General features: G+C 69.5%; 12 protein-coding genes and 1 tRNA gene. 6 read left to right on the top strand and 7 right to left on the bottom strand.

The genetic code is table 11. The features are described from left to right. Positions 1–6: 6 nt before the first annotated feature. Positions 7–624 carry an HAD family hydrolase gene (locus LXM94_RS09100; RefSeq protein ID WP_235770871.1) on the bottom strand — a complete coding sequence of 206 codons (618 nt, stop codon included), beginning with the start codon at positions 622–624 and terminating at the stop codon, positions 7–9. Continuing rightward, the gene (mutY, locus tag LXM94_RS09095; protein ID WP_235770870.1) at positions 621–1,748 is read right to left on the bottom strand and encodes an A/G-specific adenine glycosylase; all 1,128 of its coding nucleotides are present in this window, start codon (positions 1,746–1,748) and stop codon (positions 621–623) included. Before mutY ends, LXM94_RS09100 begins: the two co-directional genes overlap by 4 nt. Positions 1,749–1,866: 118 nt before the next feature. Here mutY and LXM94_RS09090 point away from each other — a divergent pair, with 118 nt between their 5' ends. From LXM94_RS09090 to ppdK, 4 genes are all read left to right on the top strand, one after another. Then, positions 1,867–2,379, top strand: a complete 513-nt coding sequence (locus LXM94_RS09090) for a DUF721 domain-containing protein (protein WP_235770869.1) — start codon at positions 1,867–1,869, stop codon at positions 2,377–2,379. Positions 2,380–2,500: 121 nt separating this feature from the next. Next, a complete protein-coding gene (locus LXM94_RS09085; protein WP_235770868.1) occupies positions 2,501–3,334 on the top strand; it encodes a DsbA family protein in 834 nt (277 codons plus the stop codon). 135 nt (positions 3,335–3,469) lie between these two features. Continuing rightward, positions 3,470–6,934 carry a chromosome segregation protein SMC gene (gene smc / locus LXM94_RS09080; RefSeq protein WP_235770867.1) on the top strand — a complete coding sequence of 1,155 codons (3,465 nt, stop codon included), beginning with the start codon at positions 3,470–3,472 and terminating at the stop codon, positions 6,932–6,934. Positions 6,935–7,215: 281 nt separating this feature from the next. Beyond that, positions 7,216–9,882: a pyruvate, phosphate dikinase gene (ppdK, locus tag LXM94_RS09075; RefSeq protein ID WP_235770866.1), complete on the top strand. Its 2,667-nt coding sequence runs from the start codon at positions 7,216–7,218 to the stop codon at positions 9,880–9,882. A 98-nt stretch (positions 9,883–9,980) separates the two neighbouring features. On the opposite strand, the gene LXM94_RS09070 is transcribed toward ppdK, so the two are convergent. After that, positions 9,981–10,262, bottom strand: coding sequence for a hypothetical protein (locus tag LXM94_RS09070; RefSeq protein ID WP_235770865.1), 282 nt, complete (start codon positions 10,260–10,262; stop codon positions 9,981–9,983). Positions 10,263–10,327: 65 nt separating this feature from the next. Next, positions 10,328–10,717: a hypothetical protein gene (locus LXM94_RS09065; RefSeq protein WP_235770864.1), complete on the bottom strand. Its 390-nt coding sequence runs from the start codon at positions 10,715–10,717 to the stop codon at positions 10,328–10,330. 220 nt (positions 10,718–10,937) lie between these two features. Between LXM94_RS09065 and LXM94_RS09060 the strand changes: the two genes are divergently transcribed. Beyond that, on the top strand, positions 10,938–11,843 hold the full coding sequence (locus LXM94_RS09060) for a DUF1499 domain-containing protein (protein WP_235770929.1): 906 nt from the start codon (positions 10,938–10,940) through the stop codon (positions 11,841–11,843). Between the two features lie 4 nt (positions 11,844–11,847). Here the strand turns inward: LXM94_RS09060 and LXM94_RS09055 are convergent, their stop codons facing one another. From LXM94_RS09055 to LXM94_RS09045, 3 genes are read right to left on the bottom strand one after another with little or no spacing between them, the layout of a single operon-like run. Beyond that, positions 11,848–12,306, bottom strand: a complete 459-nt coding sequence (locus tag LXM94_RS09055; RefSeq protein ID WP_235770928.1) for a thiol-disulfide oxidoreductase DCC family protein — start codon at positions 12,304–12,306, stop codon at positions 11,848–11,850. Then, entirely contained in the window at positions 12,303–13,247 is a 945-nt protein-coding gene (locus tag LXM94_RS09050) for an MBL fold metallo-hydrolase (RefSeq protein ID WP_235770863.1), read from the bottom strand. Before LXM94_RS09050 ends, LXM94_RS09055 begins: the two co-directional genes overlap by 4 nt. 7 nt (positions 13,248–13,254) lie before the next feature. Further along, on the bottom strand, positions 13,255–13,551 hold the full coding sequence (locus LXM94_RS09045) for a cupin domain-containing protein (protein WP_235770862.1): 297 nt from the start codon (positions 13,549–13,551) through the stop codon (positions 13,255–13,257). A 290-nt stretch (positions 13,552–13,841) separates the two neighbouring features. On the opposite strand from LXM94_RS09045, the gene LXM94_RS09040 reads away from it, so the two are divergent. Then, positions 13,842–13,916: transfer RNA gene (locus tag LXM94_RS09040), tRNA-Gln, on the top strand. Positions 13,917–14,002 lie beyond the last annotated feature (86 nt).

Genomic DNA, 14,002 nt, shown 5'->3' with positions numbered 1-14,002 from the left:
GCTCCCCTAAAGCGCCACGCCGTGGGCGGCGAGGTCGCTCTTCAGTTTTTCGGGATCGACGAAATGCACGGCGTTCCAGCCGGCAAGCCGGGCGCCTTCGACATTCGCCATGCTGTCGTCGATGAAGAGGGTGCGGGCGGGGTCAAGCCCGAAGTCGCGGGCATGTCTTTCGTAGATGGCGACGTCCGGCTTGATGAGGCCGATCTCGCCGGAGACGGTCACGCCGCGCGGCATGTCGAGGAAGGGAAAGAGCTTTCTTGCCTCCTTGAAGGTGTCGGCGGCGAAATTCGTCAGCATGGTCACGTCGCGGCCGTCGGAAATCAGCGTCTCCATGATCGCGACGCTCTCGACATAGGCATGCGACACCATCTCGTGCCAGTATTTGCGGAAGCAGCGGATGTGCTCCTCGCGCTCGGGAAACTCGGCGACGAGCAGCGCCTCGGCATCCGCCCACCGCCGGCCGCGGTCCTGTTCGAGGTTCCAGTCGTGGGTGCAGACATTGGCGAAGAACCAGTTGCGCTCCGCATCGTCCGGGATCAGCCGGCTGAAGGGGATATGCGGGTCGTAGTGGATCAGCACCCGGCCGATGTCGAAGACGATGTGTCGGATGTCGATGCTGCTCATGGGGTCCTCGCCTTGTCGTCATATGCGGGCCGGCCGCGCCGCGGCGCGTCGAAAGCCTCGGGTATGGCCTGCTTTATTGCTTTCTTCATGACAGTCGGCAGCGCCTGCCGGCCGAGCGTTGCGAGCGGCTCCCACCAGTTCGCCGTGCCGCCGGCCGCAGTGGTCACGTCCGCGCTGTAGACGGAGAGCCGCAGTTCGAAATGGGTGAACACATGGCCGACGATGCCGTGCGGCCGCCAGTCGGCGGCAAACGGCGCGGCCTCCGGCCCGGTCGCGCCGTCGAGGCGGGCGGTCCAAGCGGTGCCCGGCACCTCCGTCATGCCGCCGAGCAGACCGCTTTCGGGGCGCTTGCGAAGCAGCACGGCGCCGGTCGCGTCGATGGCGACGAAGGCCGCGCCGAGGCGGATCGGCTTTTCTCTCCGGGCGGCCCTGACCGGAAAGCGTTCCGGCTCGCCGGAGGCGCGCGCCAGGCACCGGGCGCTGAACGGACAGAGCGCGCAGGCCGGTCGTTTCGGCGTGCAGAGCGTCGCGCCGAGATCCATCATGGCTTGCGCGAAGTCGCCGGGCCGGTCCGCCGGCGTCATCGCGGCCACCAGCGCGCGCATCTGCGGCTTGGCGGCCGGCAGCGGTGTTTCGATCACGTGCAGCCGGGAGACGACCCGCTCGACATTGCCGTCGAGCACCGCGCTTTGCCGGCCGAAGGCGATGGCCGCGATGGCGGCGGCCGTGTAGTCGCCGATGCCCGGCAGCGCCTTCAGGCCGTCCTCGGTGTCGGGGAAACGGCCGCCATGCCGGAAGGCGACGGCCTCGGCGCATTTCTTGAGGTTGCGTGCCCGCGCATAGTAGCCGAGCCCCGCCCAGGCCTTCATGACATCCTCGCTGTCGGCGCGGGCAAGGTCGGTCACGGTCGGCCATTTGTCGAGGAACAGCGCGAAATAGGCGCGCACCGCCTGCACTGTCGTCTGCTGCAGCATCACCTCCGACAGCCAGACACGGTAGGGGTCGGGCGTCATGCCGCGCGCGGCCATGGGCGGCGAGATCCGCCAGGGCAGGTCGCGGTGGTGCCGGTCGTACCAGTTGAGGAGGAGGGGAGCGAGATCCGTCCCCGGCGCCGCTTGTTTCATGATTTGCCTGATCGCGATGGTGAAGGCTATAACTGGCGGAGCGCTCCGCCATATTCAAGATGGCAGCGAGCCGAAAAGGAATATTTTCCGCGTTCCGCGGAGTGCCGGGGTTGAGGGCGTGAGTACACGAGCGTATCGCAGGGGTGTCGTCCAGATCAGCGAGATCGCCAACGGCCTGATCGATCCGGTGCTTTCGAAGCGCGCCGGCATCAACACGATGCTGCTCGGCTCGTGGGACGAGATCGCCGGCGCCTCCTTTGCCGACTGCACGCGGCCGGAGCGCATCACCTGGCCGCGGCGCGCCTCGGAGGCGGGCGAGGACGGCGGTTATCAGCCCGGCGTGCTCACCGTCGCCTGCGAGGGGTCGCGGGCGCTCTTCTTGTCGCACCAGCAGGGCGAACTGATCCAGCGCGTCAACGGCTTCTTCGGCTTCCCGGCGGTGCGCCAGGTGAAGATCGTGCAGAAACCGGTATTGCCACCCGCCGCCCACCGCCGCCCGCCGCGTCCGCTGACCGGCACGGCGGCCCGCCAGCTCGACGAGATGGTCGAGGGCATCGAGGGCGATCGGCTGAAGGCGGCGCTGAAGCGCCTCGGCACGGCGGTCCTCGGCGGGGCGAAACGCCGCGGCTGACGATCATCGGCCGGTCACAATTCTTTGAAGGAAGTGCCGGTGCCGCCGCTTGTTAGCGCCGCAAAGCCGGTATATCGGGGGGCGACGAAGAATTTCCTTCACTTCCCGCACAGGAGAAACCATGTCCCTTTCCGCAACGAGCCTCTTGAAGCGTCTGATGGCCGGTGCCGCCGTGGCGGCGCTCGCCGCGACGCTCGCCGCCTGCAGCGACGAGAAGCAGGAGACGGCCAAGGCCCCGGAGACGAGCCAGACCGCGACCGACACCGCCGCCTCGACGCCGGCCGAGACCACGTCCGGCGCGACCAGCACCGAGGCATCGGGCACCGCGACGACCGGAACGGAAACGGCGACGACCACCGAGACCGCCCAGGCGCCCGCCGCCGCCGTCGAAGTTCCAGCCGCGGAAGGCGATGTCGACATGGCCGAGGTGCTGAAGCCCGGCCCGCTGCCGGAAATGGCGCTCGGGCCGGAGACGGCGCCGGTGACCATCGTCGAATACATGTCGATGACCTGCCCGCACTGCGCGGCCTTCCACAACAACACCTTCGATGCGATCAAGGCGAAGTACATCGACAGCGGCAAGGTGCGCTTCATCGTGCGCGAGTTCCCGTTCGACCCGCGCGCGGCGGCCGCCTTCATGCTGGCGCGCTGCGCCCCGGAAGGGCAGTATTTCCCGATGGTCTCGGTGCTGATGAAGCAGCAGGAAACCTGGGCGGCGGCCCAGGACGGCCGCGACGCGCTGCTCCAGATGTCGAAACTTGCCGGTTTTACACAGGAGAGCTTCGAGGCCTGCTTGACGAACCAGAAACTTCTGGATGATGTGAACGCGGTACGCGAGCGGGGTGCCAAGGAATTCGGCGTCGCGGCGACCCCGACCTTCCTGATCAACGGCAAGCGCTATTCCGGAGACATGTCGGTTGACACCATGTCGGCCCTCATCGACAGCCTTCTCTGATCGATCCGCCGGTTTCCGGACGGGCGCCGGCCGAGGCCGCGCGCCCGTTTTTTGTTTTGCTCCATCATCCACGGGCGTGGTGATGCAGGCCGGCAGGGCCAAGGAGGGTCGGTTTGCCGGCCCCGGGGGCCTGTCATGAAGTTCACCAAGCTCCGCGTCCTCGGCTTCAAGTCCTTCGTCGAGCCCACCGAATTCGTCATCGAGCGGGGCCTCACCGGCGTCGTCGGCCCCAACGGCTGCGGCAAGTCGAACCTCGTCGAGGCGCTGCGCTGGGTCATGGGGGAGAACTCCTACAAGAACATGCGGGCGTCCGGCATGGACGACGTCATCTTCTCCGGCTCCGGCAACCGTCCGGCACGCAACACGGCCGAGGTCGGCCTCTATCTCGACAATTCCGACCGCACCGCGCCCGCCGCCTTCAACGGCGAGGACGAGATCCAGGTGACGCGGCGCATCGAGCGCGAGAACGGCTCGGTCTATCGCATCAACGGCAAGGAGGCGCGCGCCAAGGACGTGCAGCTGCTCTTTGCCGATGCCTCCACCGGTGCCCGCTCGCCGTCGATGGTCGGGCAGGGGCGGATCGGCGAGCTCATCAACGCCAAGCCGCAGGCCCGCCGCCAGCTGCTCGAGGAGGCGGCCGGCATTTCCGGCCTGCATTCGCGCCGCCACGAGGCGGAGCTCAGGCTGCGCGCCGCCGAGACCAATCTGGAACGGCTGGACGACGTCACCTCGCAGCTCGAAAGCCAGATCGAGAGCCTGAAGCGCCAGTCGCGCCAGGCCAACCGCTTCAAGATGCTGTCGGCCGACATCCGCCGCCGCGAGGCGATGCTGCTGCACATCCGCTGGGCGCAGGCGAAGGAGGCGGAGGGCGAGGCGGACAGCCAGCTCAACCAGGCGACCTCGCATGTCGCCGAGCGCGCCCAGATGCAGATGGAGGCCGCAAAGGTGCAGGCCGTCGCGAGCCTGAAGCTGCCCGAGCTGCGCGACAACGAGGCGAAGCTCGCTGCCGCCCTGCAGCGCCTGCAGATCGCCCGCAGCCAGCTCGACGAGGATGCGGCGCGGCTGATGCGGCGGCGCGACGAGGTGGCGCGCCGGCTGGCGCAGCTTGCCGAGGACATCGCGCGCGAGGAGCGCCTGCGCGCCGACAATGCGGCGATCCTCGGGCGGCTTGCCGCCGAGGAGGAAGAGATTGCCGAGGTGCTGGGCGAGGCCGACGATCGCGCGGTCTCGGCGCGTGAAGCGATGGAGGCGGCAGCCGCCACGCTTGCGCAGAGCGAGGCGGTGCTCGGCGCGGTCACCGCGGAGCGCGCCGAGGCGCAGGCGGCCCGCAACCAGCTCGAGCGGACGATCCGCGACCTTGCCGACCGCCGCCTGCGGCTTGCCCAGCAGGTGGAGGGACAGGCCCGCGAGCTCGCCGACCTCGATGCGCGCATCGCGGCCCTTCCCGACCCGGAAGAGAGGCGTGCGGTCGTCCATGCGGCGGAGGCGGCGCTGGAAGAGGCCGGCGCGCGGCTCGGCGAAGCCGACGAGATGCTGGAGAACGCGCGTTTTGCCGAGTCCGATGCGCGGCCGCCGGTCGAGGCGGCCCGCGCTGCCGTCGGCGGCATCGAGACCGAGGCGCGCACCATCCGGCGCATGCTGGAGGCCGGCGCGGCGGGCGGCTCCTTTGCCCCGGTCGTCGAGGATATCGTCGTCGACAAGGGGTTCGAGACGGCGCTTGGCGCAGCCCTCGGCGACGATCTCGATTCGCCGGCGGACGAGGCGGCGCCCGTCCACTGGCGCCTGAACGCAGACGCCGCCGCCGATCCGGCCCTGCCGGCCGGCGCCGTTCTGCTGCTCGACCATGTCCGGGCGCCGGCGGTGCTGATCCGCCGCCTGCGCCAGATCGGCGTCGTCGCCGATGCCGGGGAGGGCCTTCGGCTGCAGCCGGCGCTTGCCGCCGGCCAGCGGCTCGTGACGCGCGACGGTGCCGTCTTCCGCTGGGACGGTCACGTCACCGGCGCGGATGCGCCGAGTGCGGCGGCCCTCCGGCTTGCGCAGAAGAACCGGCTGGCGGAACTCGACGCGGAACTGTCGGCGGCGGAAGCGACGCTTCGTGCCGCCGAGGAGGCGCTGCGGCGGGCCGGTGACGGCGTGCGTGCGGCGGCCGAGCGCCAGCAGGCGGCGCGCGACGGCCAGCGGCTTGCCACCCGCGCCCTCGGCGAGGCGCGCGAGGCGCTCGATGCCGCCGAGCGCGCCGCCGGCGACCTCATCCGCAAGCGTGCCGTGCTCGCCGAGACGCGCGGGCAGCTCGACGGGCAGCTCGAGGAGGCGACCGCCGCGCTGGAAGAAGCCCGCATCGCGCTCGACGACGCACCGGATCTCGCCGCACTGGACCTCAGGCTCACCACGCAGACCGCCGTCGTCGCGACCGACCGCGCGGCGCTCGCCGAGGCGCGCGCCGAGCATGACGGGCTTGCCCGCCAGATGGAGGAGCGGCGCCGCAGGCTCGCCGCCATCGCCGCCGAGCGCGAGACCTGGAAGAGCCGCGCCGCCAATGCCGAGCACCATATCGCGACGCTGCGCGAGCGCGAGGCCGAGGCGCATGAGGAGATGGAGGCGCTTGCAGAGGCGCCGGAGGAGATCGAGGAAAAGCGGCGCGGCCTGATGAGCGACCTTTCCCGCGCGGAGGGCGCGCGGCGGGAGGCGGCCGACCTCCTGCAGGAGGCGGAGAACCGCCAGCGCGACGCCGACCGCGTCGCCGCCACCGCGCTGTCGGAACTCGCCGAAGCCCGCGAGCGGCGCGGCCGCGCGGAGGAGCGGCTGGTCTCCGCCCGCGAGCGCCGCATCGACGGCGAGGCGCGCATCCGCGAGGCGCTGCACTGCGCGCCGCACGAGGCCCTCAGGCTTGCCGAACACCCGGTCGACCGGCCGCTGCCGGAGCCGCGCGAGACGGAACTGGAGCTCGAGCGCCTCAAGATCGAGCGCGAGCGGCTCGGCGCCGTCAACCTGCGCGCCGAGGAGGAGCAGAAGGAACTTTCCGACAAGCTGCAGGCGATCGTCACCGAGCGCGAGGACATCATCGAGGCGATCCGCAAGCTGCGCTCGGCGATCCAGAGCCTGAACCGCGAGGGCCGCGAGCGGTTGCTCGCCGCCTTCGACGTGGTGAACGGGCAGTTCCAGCGGCTCTTCACCCACCTTTTCGGCGGCGGCACGGCGGAACTGCAGCTGATCGAGAGCGAGGATCCGCTTGATGCCGGCCTCGAGATCCTCGCCCGCCCGCCGGGCAAGAAGCCGCAGACCATGACGCTTTTGTCGGGCGGCGAGCAGGCGCTGACGGCGATGGCGCTGATCTTCGCCGTCTTCCTCACCAACCCGGCGCCGATTTGCGTGCTGGACGAGGTGGACGCACCGCTCGACGACCACAATGTCGAGCGCTACTGCAACCTGATGGACGAGATGGCCGCCTCCACCGAGACCCGCTTCGTCATCATCACCCACAACCCGATCACCATGGCCCGGATGAACCGCCTCTTCGGCGTCACCATGGCCGAGCAGGGCGTCTCCCAGCTCGTGAGCGTCGACCTGCAGACGGCGGAGCAGCTGCGGGAGGCGGTGTAGCCCTGCCGGAGTGAAACACGGCCATCAGGAGGAAAAGCAGCCGGGCGGGTGGAAATCCGGATCGGCAGGGACGGCGTTTGCGTGGAGGAAAACTGACGGCGGCGGACGCCCCCTCCGGCCGTTGTTCGTCGCAAATTTGCTGCAATGCAGCAAATTTGCCTTCCCGCCGCATTCTCAATCGCGCGCTATTGGTATAAGCTCTCCGCAGGCATACGGGGAGCGGGGTGCCCGCCGCGTTCGGCGGGCGGGTCGTCCTTCGGTTGTCCTGGGGGAGAACAGGCATGCAGAAATGGGTCTATACCTTCGGCGGCGGGTCTGCCGAGGGCAGCGCGGCCGACCGAGACCTGCTTGGCGGCAAGGGCGCCAATCTGGCGGAGATGTGCAATCTCGGCCTGCCCGTACCGCCGGGCCTGACGATCGTTACCACCGCCTGTTCCCATTTTTATGACAGCGGCCGCGTCATTCCCGATGCGCTGAAGGACGAGGTCCGGGCGGGCATCCGCCGCATGGAACGCCTGACGGGCCGGCAGTTCGGCCGCGACAGCCGGCCGCTGCTGCTCTCCGTGCGCTCCGGCGCGCGCGCCTCCATGCCGGGCATGATGGATACGGTGCTCAATCTCGGCCTCACCGACGAGACCGTGCAGGCGCTGGGGCACGATGCGGGCGACGCACGTTTTGCCTGGGACAGCTACCGACGCTTCATCCAGATGTATGGCGACGTCGTCATGGGCCTCGACCACGAGGTCTTCGAGGAGATTCTCGAGGACGAGAAGGCACGGCTCGGCCATGAGCAGGATACCGAGCTTTCCGCCGTTGAGTGGCAGCATGTCGTTGCCCGCTACAAGGAGACCATCGAGGAGGAACTCGGCGAGCCCTTCCCGCAGGATCCGGAAGTCCAGCTCTGGGGCGCGATCGGCGCCGTCTTCTCGAGCTGGATGAACGCGCGCGCCGTCACCTATCGCCATCTCCATAACATTCCGGCCGAATGGGGCACTGCCGTCAACGTGCAGGCCATGGTGTTCGGCAATCTCGGCAATTCGTCGGCCACCGGCGTCGCCTTCACCCGCAACCCGTCAACCGGCGCCAAGGAGCTCTACGGCGAGTTCCTGGTGAATGCGCAGGGCGAGGACGTGGTCGCCGGCATCCGCACGCCGCAGAACCTGACCGAGGCGGCGCGCCTTGCCGCGGGCTCCGACCGGCCGTCGCTCGAAAAGCTGATGCCGGACGCCTTCGAGGCGTTCCAGGCGATCTGCGACCGGCTCGAAAGTCATTACCGGGACATGCAGGATCTCGAATTCACCATCGAGCGCGGCACGCTCTGGATGCTGCAGGCCCGCTCCGGCAAGCGCACCGCCAAGGCGGCGCTGAAGATCGCCGTCGACATGGCGGGCGAGGGGCTGATCAGCGAGGGCGAGGCCGTCTCGCGCATCGATCCCGCCTCGCTCGACCAGCTTCTCCACCCGACGATCGACCCGCGCGCCCGGCGCGACGTCATCGGGTCCGGCCTGCCGGCCTCGCCGGGGGCGGCGACGGGCGAGATCGTCTTCACCTCCGAACAGGCGGTGCATGCGCAGGAGGAGGGGCGCAAGGTCATCCTCGTGCGCATCGAGACGAGCCCGGAGGACATTCACGGCATGCATGCCGCCGAGGGCATCCTGACGACGCGCGGCGGCATGACGAGCCATGCGGCCGTCGTCGCCCGCGGCATGGGCAAACCCTGCGTCTCCGGCGCCGGCATGCTGCGCGTCGACCTGCGCAACGAACTGCTGATCACCCAGGGCGTGACGCTCGGGAAGGGCGACGTCATCACCATCGACGGCTCGTCCGGCCAGGTGCTGAAGGGCGCGATCCCCATGCTCCAGCCGGAGCTTTCCGGCGATTTCGGGCTGATCATGGCGTGGGCGGACAAGACACGCCGCATGAAGGTGCGCACCAATGCCGAAACGCCGGCGGATGCGCGCGCCGCCCGCTCCTTCGGCGCGGAGGGCATTGGGCTCTGCCGCACCGAGCACATGTTCTTCGAGGGCGGACGCATCAACGTCATGCGCGAGATGATCCTCGCGGAGGACGAGGCGGGGCGCCGCACGGCGCTCGCCAAGCTGCTGCCGATGCAGCGCTCGGATTTCGTCGAGCTCTTCGAGATCATGCACGGTCTGCCGGTGACGATCCGCCTGCTCGATCCGCCGCTGCACGAATTCCTGCCGAAGACCGACGAGGAGATCGCCGAGGTGGCGCTCGCGCTGGCGATCGACGAGTCCGTGCTGCGCCGCCGGGTGGAGACGCTGCACGAGTTCAATCCCATGCTCGGCCACCGCGGCTGCCGGCTGGCGATCTCCTATCCGGAAATCGCCGAGATGCAGGCGCGTGCCATCTTCGAGGCAGCCTGCGAGGCGGCGCGGCTGACCGGTGCCGCCGTGGAGCCCGAGATCATGGTGCCGCTGGTCGGCCTGAAATCGGAACTCGACTACGTCAAGGCGCGCATCGAGGCGGTGGCGAAGGACGTGATCGCGGAAGCCGGCGTCGGCATCGCCTATCTCGTCGGCACGATGATCGAGTTGCCGCGTGCGGCTCTGCGCGCCCATGTCATCGCCGAATCCGCCGAGTTCTTCTCCTTCGGCACCAACGACCTGACGCAGACCACCTTCGGCATTTCGCGCGACGACGCCGCCTCCTTCCTGTCGACCTATATCCAGAAGGGCATCGTCGAGCAGGATCCCTTCGTGCAGATCGATTTCGACGGGGTGGGGGAACTGATCCGCATCGCCGCCGAACGGGGCCGGCGCACCCGCAACAATCTGAAGCTCGGCATTTGCGGCGAGCACGGCGGCGACCCGGCCTCCATCCATTTCTGCGAGGAGACGGGGCTCGACTACGTGTCCTGCTCGCCCTTCCGCGTGCCGATCGCCCGGCTCGCGGCCGCGCAGGCCGCCTACCGCAACGGCGGCTGAACGGCAGCCGCATTCCGCTGCCGCATGGCGTGCACCACGTCGACGTCGCGCCATGGGGCGTTCAGTCGCGGACGGGCGGCAGGTTCCTTGGCGCCGGCTTACCGGCGGCGGACATAGGCCCGGCGCTCGACATAGACCGGGCCGCCCCAGCCCCAGCCGGGATAGGTGTTGGAATAACGCAAGGCGCGGGCGTCGGCGCGGCGGTCGAGCTCTATGCGCTGCAGGCATCCGGCGAAGGCCTCGCTGCCGCGGCGGAAACCGTAGGAGGCGCATTTCGCCTCGTCGGCCGCGCGGCGTTCCTCAGGCGTCATCGTCTGGCAGGACGCAAGGGCGAGGGCGAGGAAGGCGAGCGGCGCCAGCCGCGAGAAAAGCCTGGTCATTGCGGTATCCGGAAACATGATGAACCGTCGAAGGACTATAGCGCCGCCGCAACAAGGACAAGCCGTCAGATGCGTTCCAGCACTCCGACGAAGGCCTCCGCGAAACGCTTCAGCCCCGCCGTCGCGGCGGCGGGTTCCTCGACGCGGATGGTGCCGTCGCTTTCGCCGAGAAGCGCGAAAACGATCTTCAGCGCCTTCTGATCGCCGGGGTCGGGAATGCGCAGCGCGGCGATCCGGCTGCAATCCTCCGCGAGGCCGGAGGCCGGCAGCGCGAAGAGAAAGTCGCCGCCGAGGTTGCGCGCCGCGAGCCGCACCGTCTTCTCGAAATCCGGGCTCTCGCCGGAAAAGCTGTCGAGCGCCAGCTCGAGCTCCACGAGATCCAGCGTGAGGATCGGTTCGGCCACTGCCTTGGATACGGCCGGCGCGTTGGCGGCCGGGGTCGATGTCGACTCCATGATCTGCTCCTTTCGCCCCGTCCATAAGAGAATTGTTAAGGAGCATGGCGAATTTGCGGCGGCTTGCAGGGCAGGGTGGTGGGCGCGTCCGGCATTCGCCCGGCCCGTGCGCATCGTCTCCGCTCGCGCGCTGCCGGCGGATGGCAATTTCCACCGTGTTGCTGTAAGCCGGTCGAACGGGAAACGGGCGGCAGGGAGCGCCGGATCTGACGGCATGGCGGTGACGATCGAATATGTGCGGCCCACCTCGCATGCGGCCTACTGGTCGCGGCGCCTTGCCTATTTCGCGCTGCTGCTCTTCCTCTTCGCGACGCTCTCCCATCGCTTCGGCCCGCTCACCACACCGCATTTCCTGGCGCTCGTGCTCTTTGCAGCCGTCCTGTCGCTGCTTGCCGTCGCGCTTGCCGCCGTCGGCATCGCGCGGCTCTGGCAGGTGGGCGCGCGCGGCGGCCGTGCGGCCTTCGTCGCGGTGCTTGCCGCCGTTGCGCCGCTTGTCGCGGCCGGAGCGGGTGCCTTCGCCTTCTTCGACCGGCCGGCGATCTACGACGTGACGACCGACCGGGCCGCGCCGCCGCCCTGGCTGCAGGAGCCTGTCGCCAAGCAGGACTGGCTGCCGCGCGCCGGCTCGGTCACCGTGCAGGACAGGACCGCGCAGAGCCGCGCCTATGCGGGTCTTACCGGCCGGCGCTATGACGGCGCGCTCGACCGCGTGCTGGTGGGCGCCCGCAAGGTGGCGGAGGAAAACGGCATCGCCATCATCCGGGAGAGCGGCCTCGAAAACGTCGTGGCAGACCTCGAGGACATGGCCATCGACCCCAAGGCGGAAAAGCCGGAGGACGACGGCCTCGGCGCCGTTCCAGTGCCGGTCGCCCGCCCGCTCGAAACGGTGCTGACGCCGCGCATCGGCGGCCCCGGCGACGTGCTGCTCCAGGGCGAATGGCGCTCGCTCGTCTTCGGTTTCCGTTTCGATCTGGTGATCCGGCTGCGCGAGGAGGCGGAAACGACGCTGGTGGACCTGCGCGTCGCCTCCCGCTACGGCCAGCACGATCTCGGCATCGGCGCGGCTTTCGCCGAGCGCTACCTGAAGGCGCTCGACGCCGAGCTTCTCGGCATCGCCGGCGACTGATTCCTCAGAGAAAACGCGCGCGCTGGTGCGGCGGGGGCACGTGGCACGTGTCGAGCCGGCCGGCGATGCGCATGCGGTTTGCCGCCACCCGGTCGTAGACGAAGTCGCGGATCGGGCGCGGCACGAGCATGAGCAGGCGCGCCAGCCGCCAGGCGCCGCCGAGGCCGGCAACGGTGCGCAGCACACCCGCCGAGCGCTGGTGGACCCGGCCGTCCTCGATGAGCAGGCTCGTCTCGTAGTTCACCGCATTGAAGCCGTAGTGCCGCATCAGCGCGGTTCCGAGCGGCGACTGGGCGGGCGTGAAGCGGTAGCGTCCGCGCCGGTCGTGTTTGAGCAGGAAGCGGATGTCGCGCGAGCAGAAGCCGCATTCGCCGTCGAAGACCACGAGCGGCCGGTCGTCCGGAAAGGGCGGCACCGCCGGGTCGTCGCGATAGCTGAAGGGCCGGCGCGGTTCCACCGTCAGCCTCCCGGCGGCGGGGCATAGAGCCCGGCAAGCGAGGGCGGCCCCTCCGTGACGACGGCGCCGCGGCCGACGAGATCCTCCAGATGGGCGAGCACCGACAGCGCCGCCGCGCCGTGGAGCCGCGGATCGGTGTCGCGGTAGATCACCTGTACCATGTCGACGATCCGCCGGTCGCCCTTGCGGATGCGCTGCAGCACGGCGCGCTCGCGCATGCGCCGGTGGGCCCTCAGCGCCCGCACGAAGGCGGCGGGCTCGCGCACCGGCCCGCCGTGGCCGGGCAGGTAGAGCCGGTCGTCGCGCGAAAGAAGCCGGTCGAGCGAGGCCATGTAGTCCGCCATGGCGCCGTCCGGCGGCGCGACGATGGTCGTCGCCCAGGCCATGACGTGATCGGCGGAAAAGACGATGCCGGTATCCGCCGTCGGCCCGCCGAGCGCGAAGGCGGCATGGTTCGCCGTGTGGCCGGGCGTGAGCAGTGCCGTCAGCGACCAGCCGTCGCCCTCGACGCGCTCCCCGTCGGCAAGCGCGATGTCGGGTACGAAATCCGTGTCGGAGCTTTCCGCGAAGGGGTTGATCTCGCCGGCATGGAGCGGCCGCGCGGCGCGATGCGGCCCTTCGGCGACGATGAGCGCGCCCGTCGCCGCCTTCAGCCGGCGCGCGAGGGGGGAATGGTCGCGGTGGGTGTGGCTGACGGCGATATGCGTCACCTCGCGGCCCGCGAGCGCCGCCATCAGCGCGGCGAAATGCGCCTCGTCCTGCGGGCCGGGATCGATGACCGCCACCGAGCGGTCGCCGACGATGTAGCTGTTCGTGCCGTGGAAGGTGAAGGGACCGGGATTGTTGACCGTCACGCGCTGCACGCCCGCCGCGACCGGCACCGCCTCGCCATGCGCCGGCAGGAAGTCGAGGTCGAAACGCGGAGAGGCTGGTCTTGCGGCCGTCACGGCAGGCTCACTTGTATTCGATCTCGATGAAGCTCATCGGCGCGTCGCCGCCATTGACGACATTGTGCTCGACGCCCGCCTCGCGCCGGTAGACCTCGCCGGCCCTCGACGTCACGCGCCGTTCGCCGCCGGCATCCTCGATCAGGAAGGCGCAGTCCGTCATCGGCACGACGACATAGCCGAGCCCGTGCACGTGATGCCCCGTATCGGCGCCCGGCTCGAAATCCCAGCGCGTCACGCGCACCACCGGGTCGTCGAGAAGCACGGTCGGGACGGCGGGCGGACGGGCACGGAAGGGCGGCATGGAGGCTCCTTGCTGGATGCGCCCGGACGGGCGCTCGGGATTGCGGCGCGGGCAATGGCCCTAACCGAAGCGGATCGCCGGAGCCTACCGCCTCGAAACGGCGAAGCCAAGCGGCCCGCGCGTCCCTGCGCCGATCTTGATGGCAGGGGTCCCGCGATCCGTCCGCCCCGGCGGCAGGGCCCATGACGACCGCCAAATCGCGCCCTGGCGGAATTTGCGAGTTGTCCGCTCCCGCAAGCTTTGCTATCAGGCTCCCGCCTATGCCGGTGATTTGAAGCCGGCATTCGTGGTGGGGCGTCGCCAAGCGGTAAGGCACCGGTTTTTGGTACCGGCATTCCCAGGTTCGAATCCTGGCGCCCCAGCCAGCCCTACGCGGTCCATTCTGGACACATGGGTTACGGTTTATACCGGAGACATGGGTAACACTTTTGGCCCGAAGGGGTCTTGGAGT

Source organism: Rhizobium alarense, assembly GCF_021555155.1.
GTDB lineage: Bacteria > Pseudomonadota > Alphaproteobacteria > Rhizobiales > Rhizobiaceae > Rhizobium_D > Rhizobium_D alarense.
This window is presented reverse-complemented; position numbering and strand designations above follow the sequence as displayed.

Excerpts from the sequence above, each read along its gene's own strand:
- LXM94_RS09100 (WP_235770871.1), bottom strand. The coding sequence starts at position 624 with ATGAGCAGCATCGACATCCGACACATCGTCTTCGACATCGGCCGGGTG.
- mutY (WP_235770870.1), bottom strand. The coding sequence starts at position 1,748 with ATGAAACAAGCGGCGCCGGGGACGGATCTCGCTCCCCTCCTCCTCAAC.
- LXM94_RS09085 (WP_235770868.1), top strand. The coding sequence starts at position 2,501 with ATGTCCCTTTCCGCAACGAGCCTCTTGAAGCGTCTGATGGCCGGTGCC.
- smc (WP_235770867.1), top strand. The coding sequence starts at position 3,470 with ATGAAGTTCACCAAGCTCCGCGTCCTCGGCTTCAAGTCCTTCGTCGAG.
- ppdK (WP_235770866.1), top strand. The coding sequence starts at position 7,216 with ATGCAGAAATGGGTCTATACCTTCGGCGGCGGGTCTGCCGAGGGCAGC.
- LXM94_RS09070 (WP_235770865.1), bottom strand. The coding sequence starts at position 10,262 with ATGACCAGGCTTTTCTCGCGGCTGGCGCCGCTCGCCTTCCTCGCCCTC.
- LXM94_RS09065 (WP_235770864.1), bottom strand. The coding sequence starts at position 10,717 with ATGGAGTCGACATCGACCCCGGCCGCCAACGCGCCGGCCGTATCCAAG.
- LXM94_RS09045 (WP_235770862.1), bottom strand. The coding sequence starts at position 13,551 with ATGCCGCCCTTCCGTGCCCGTCCGCCCGCCGTCCCGACCGTGCTTCTC.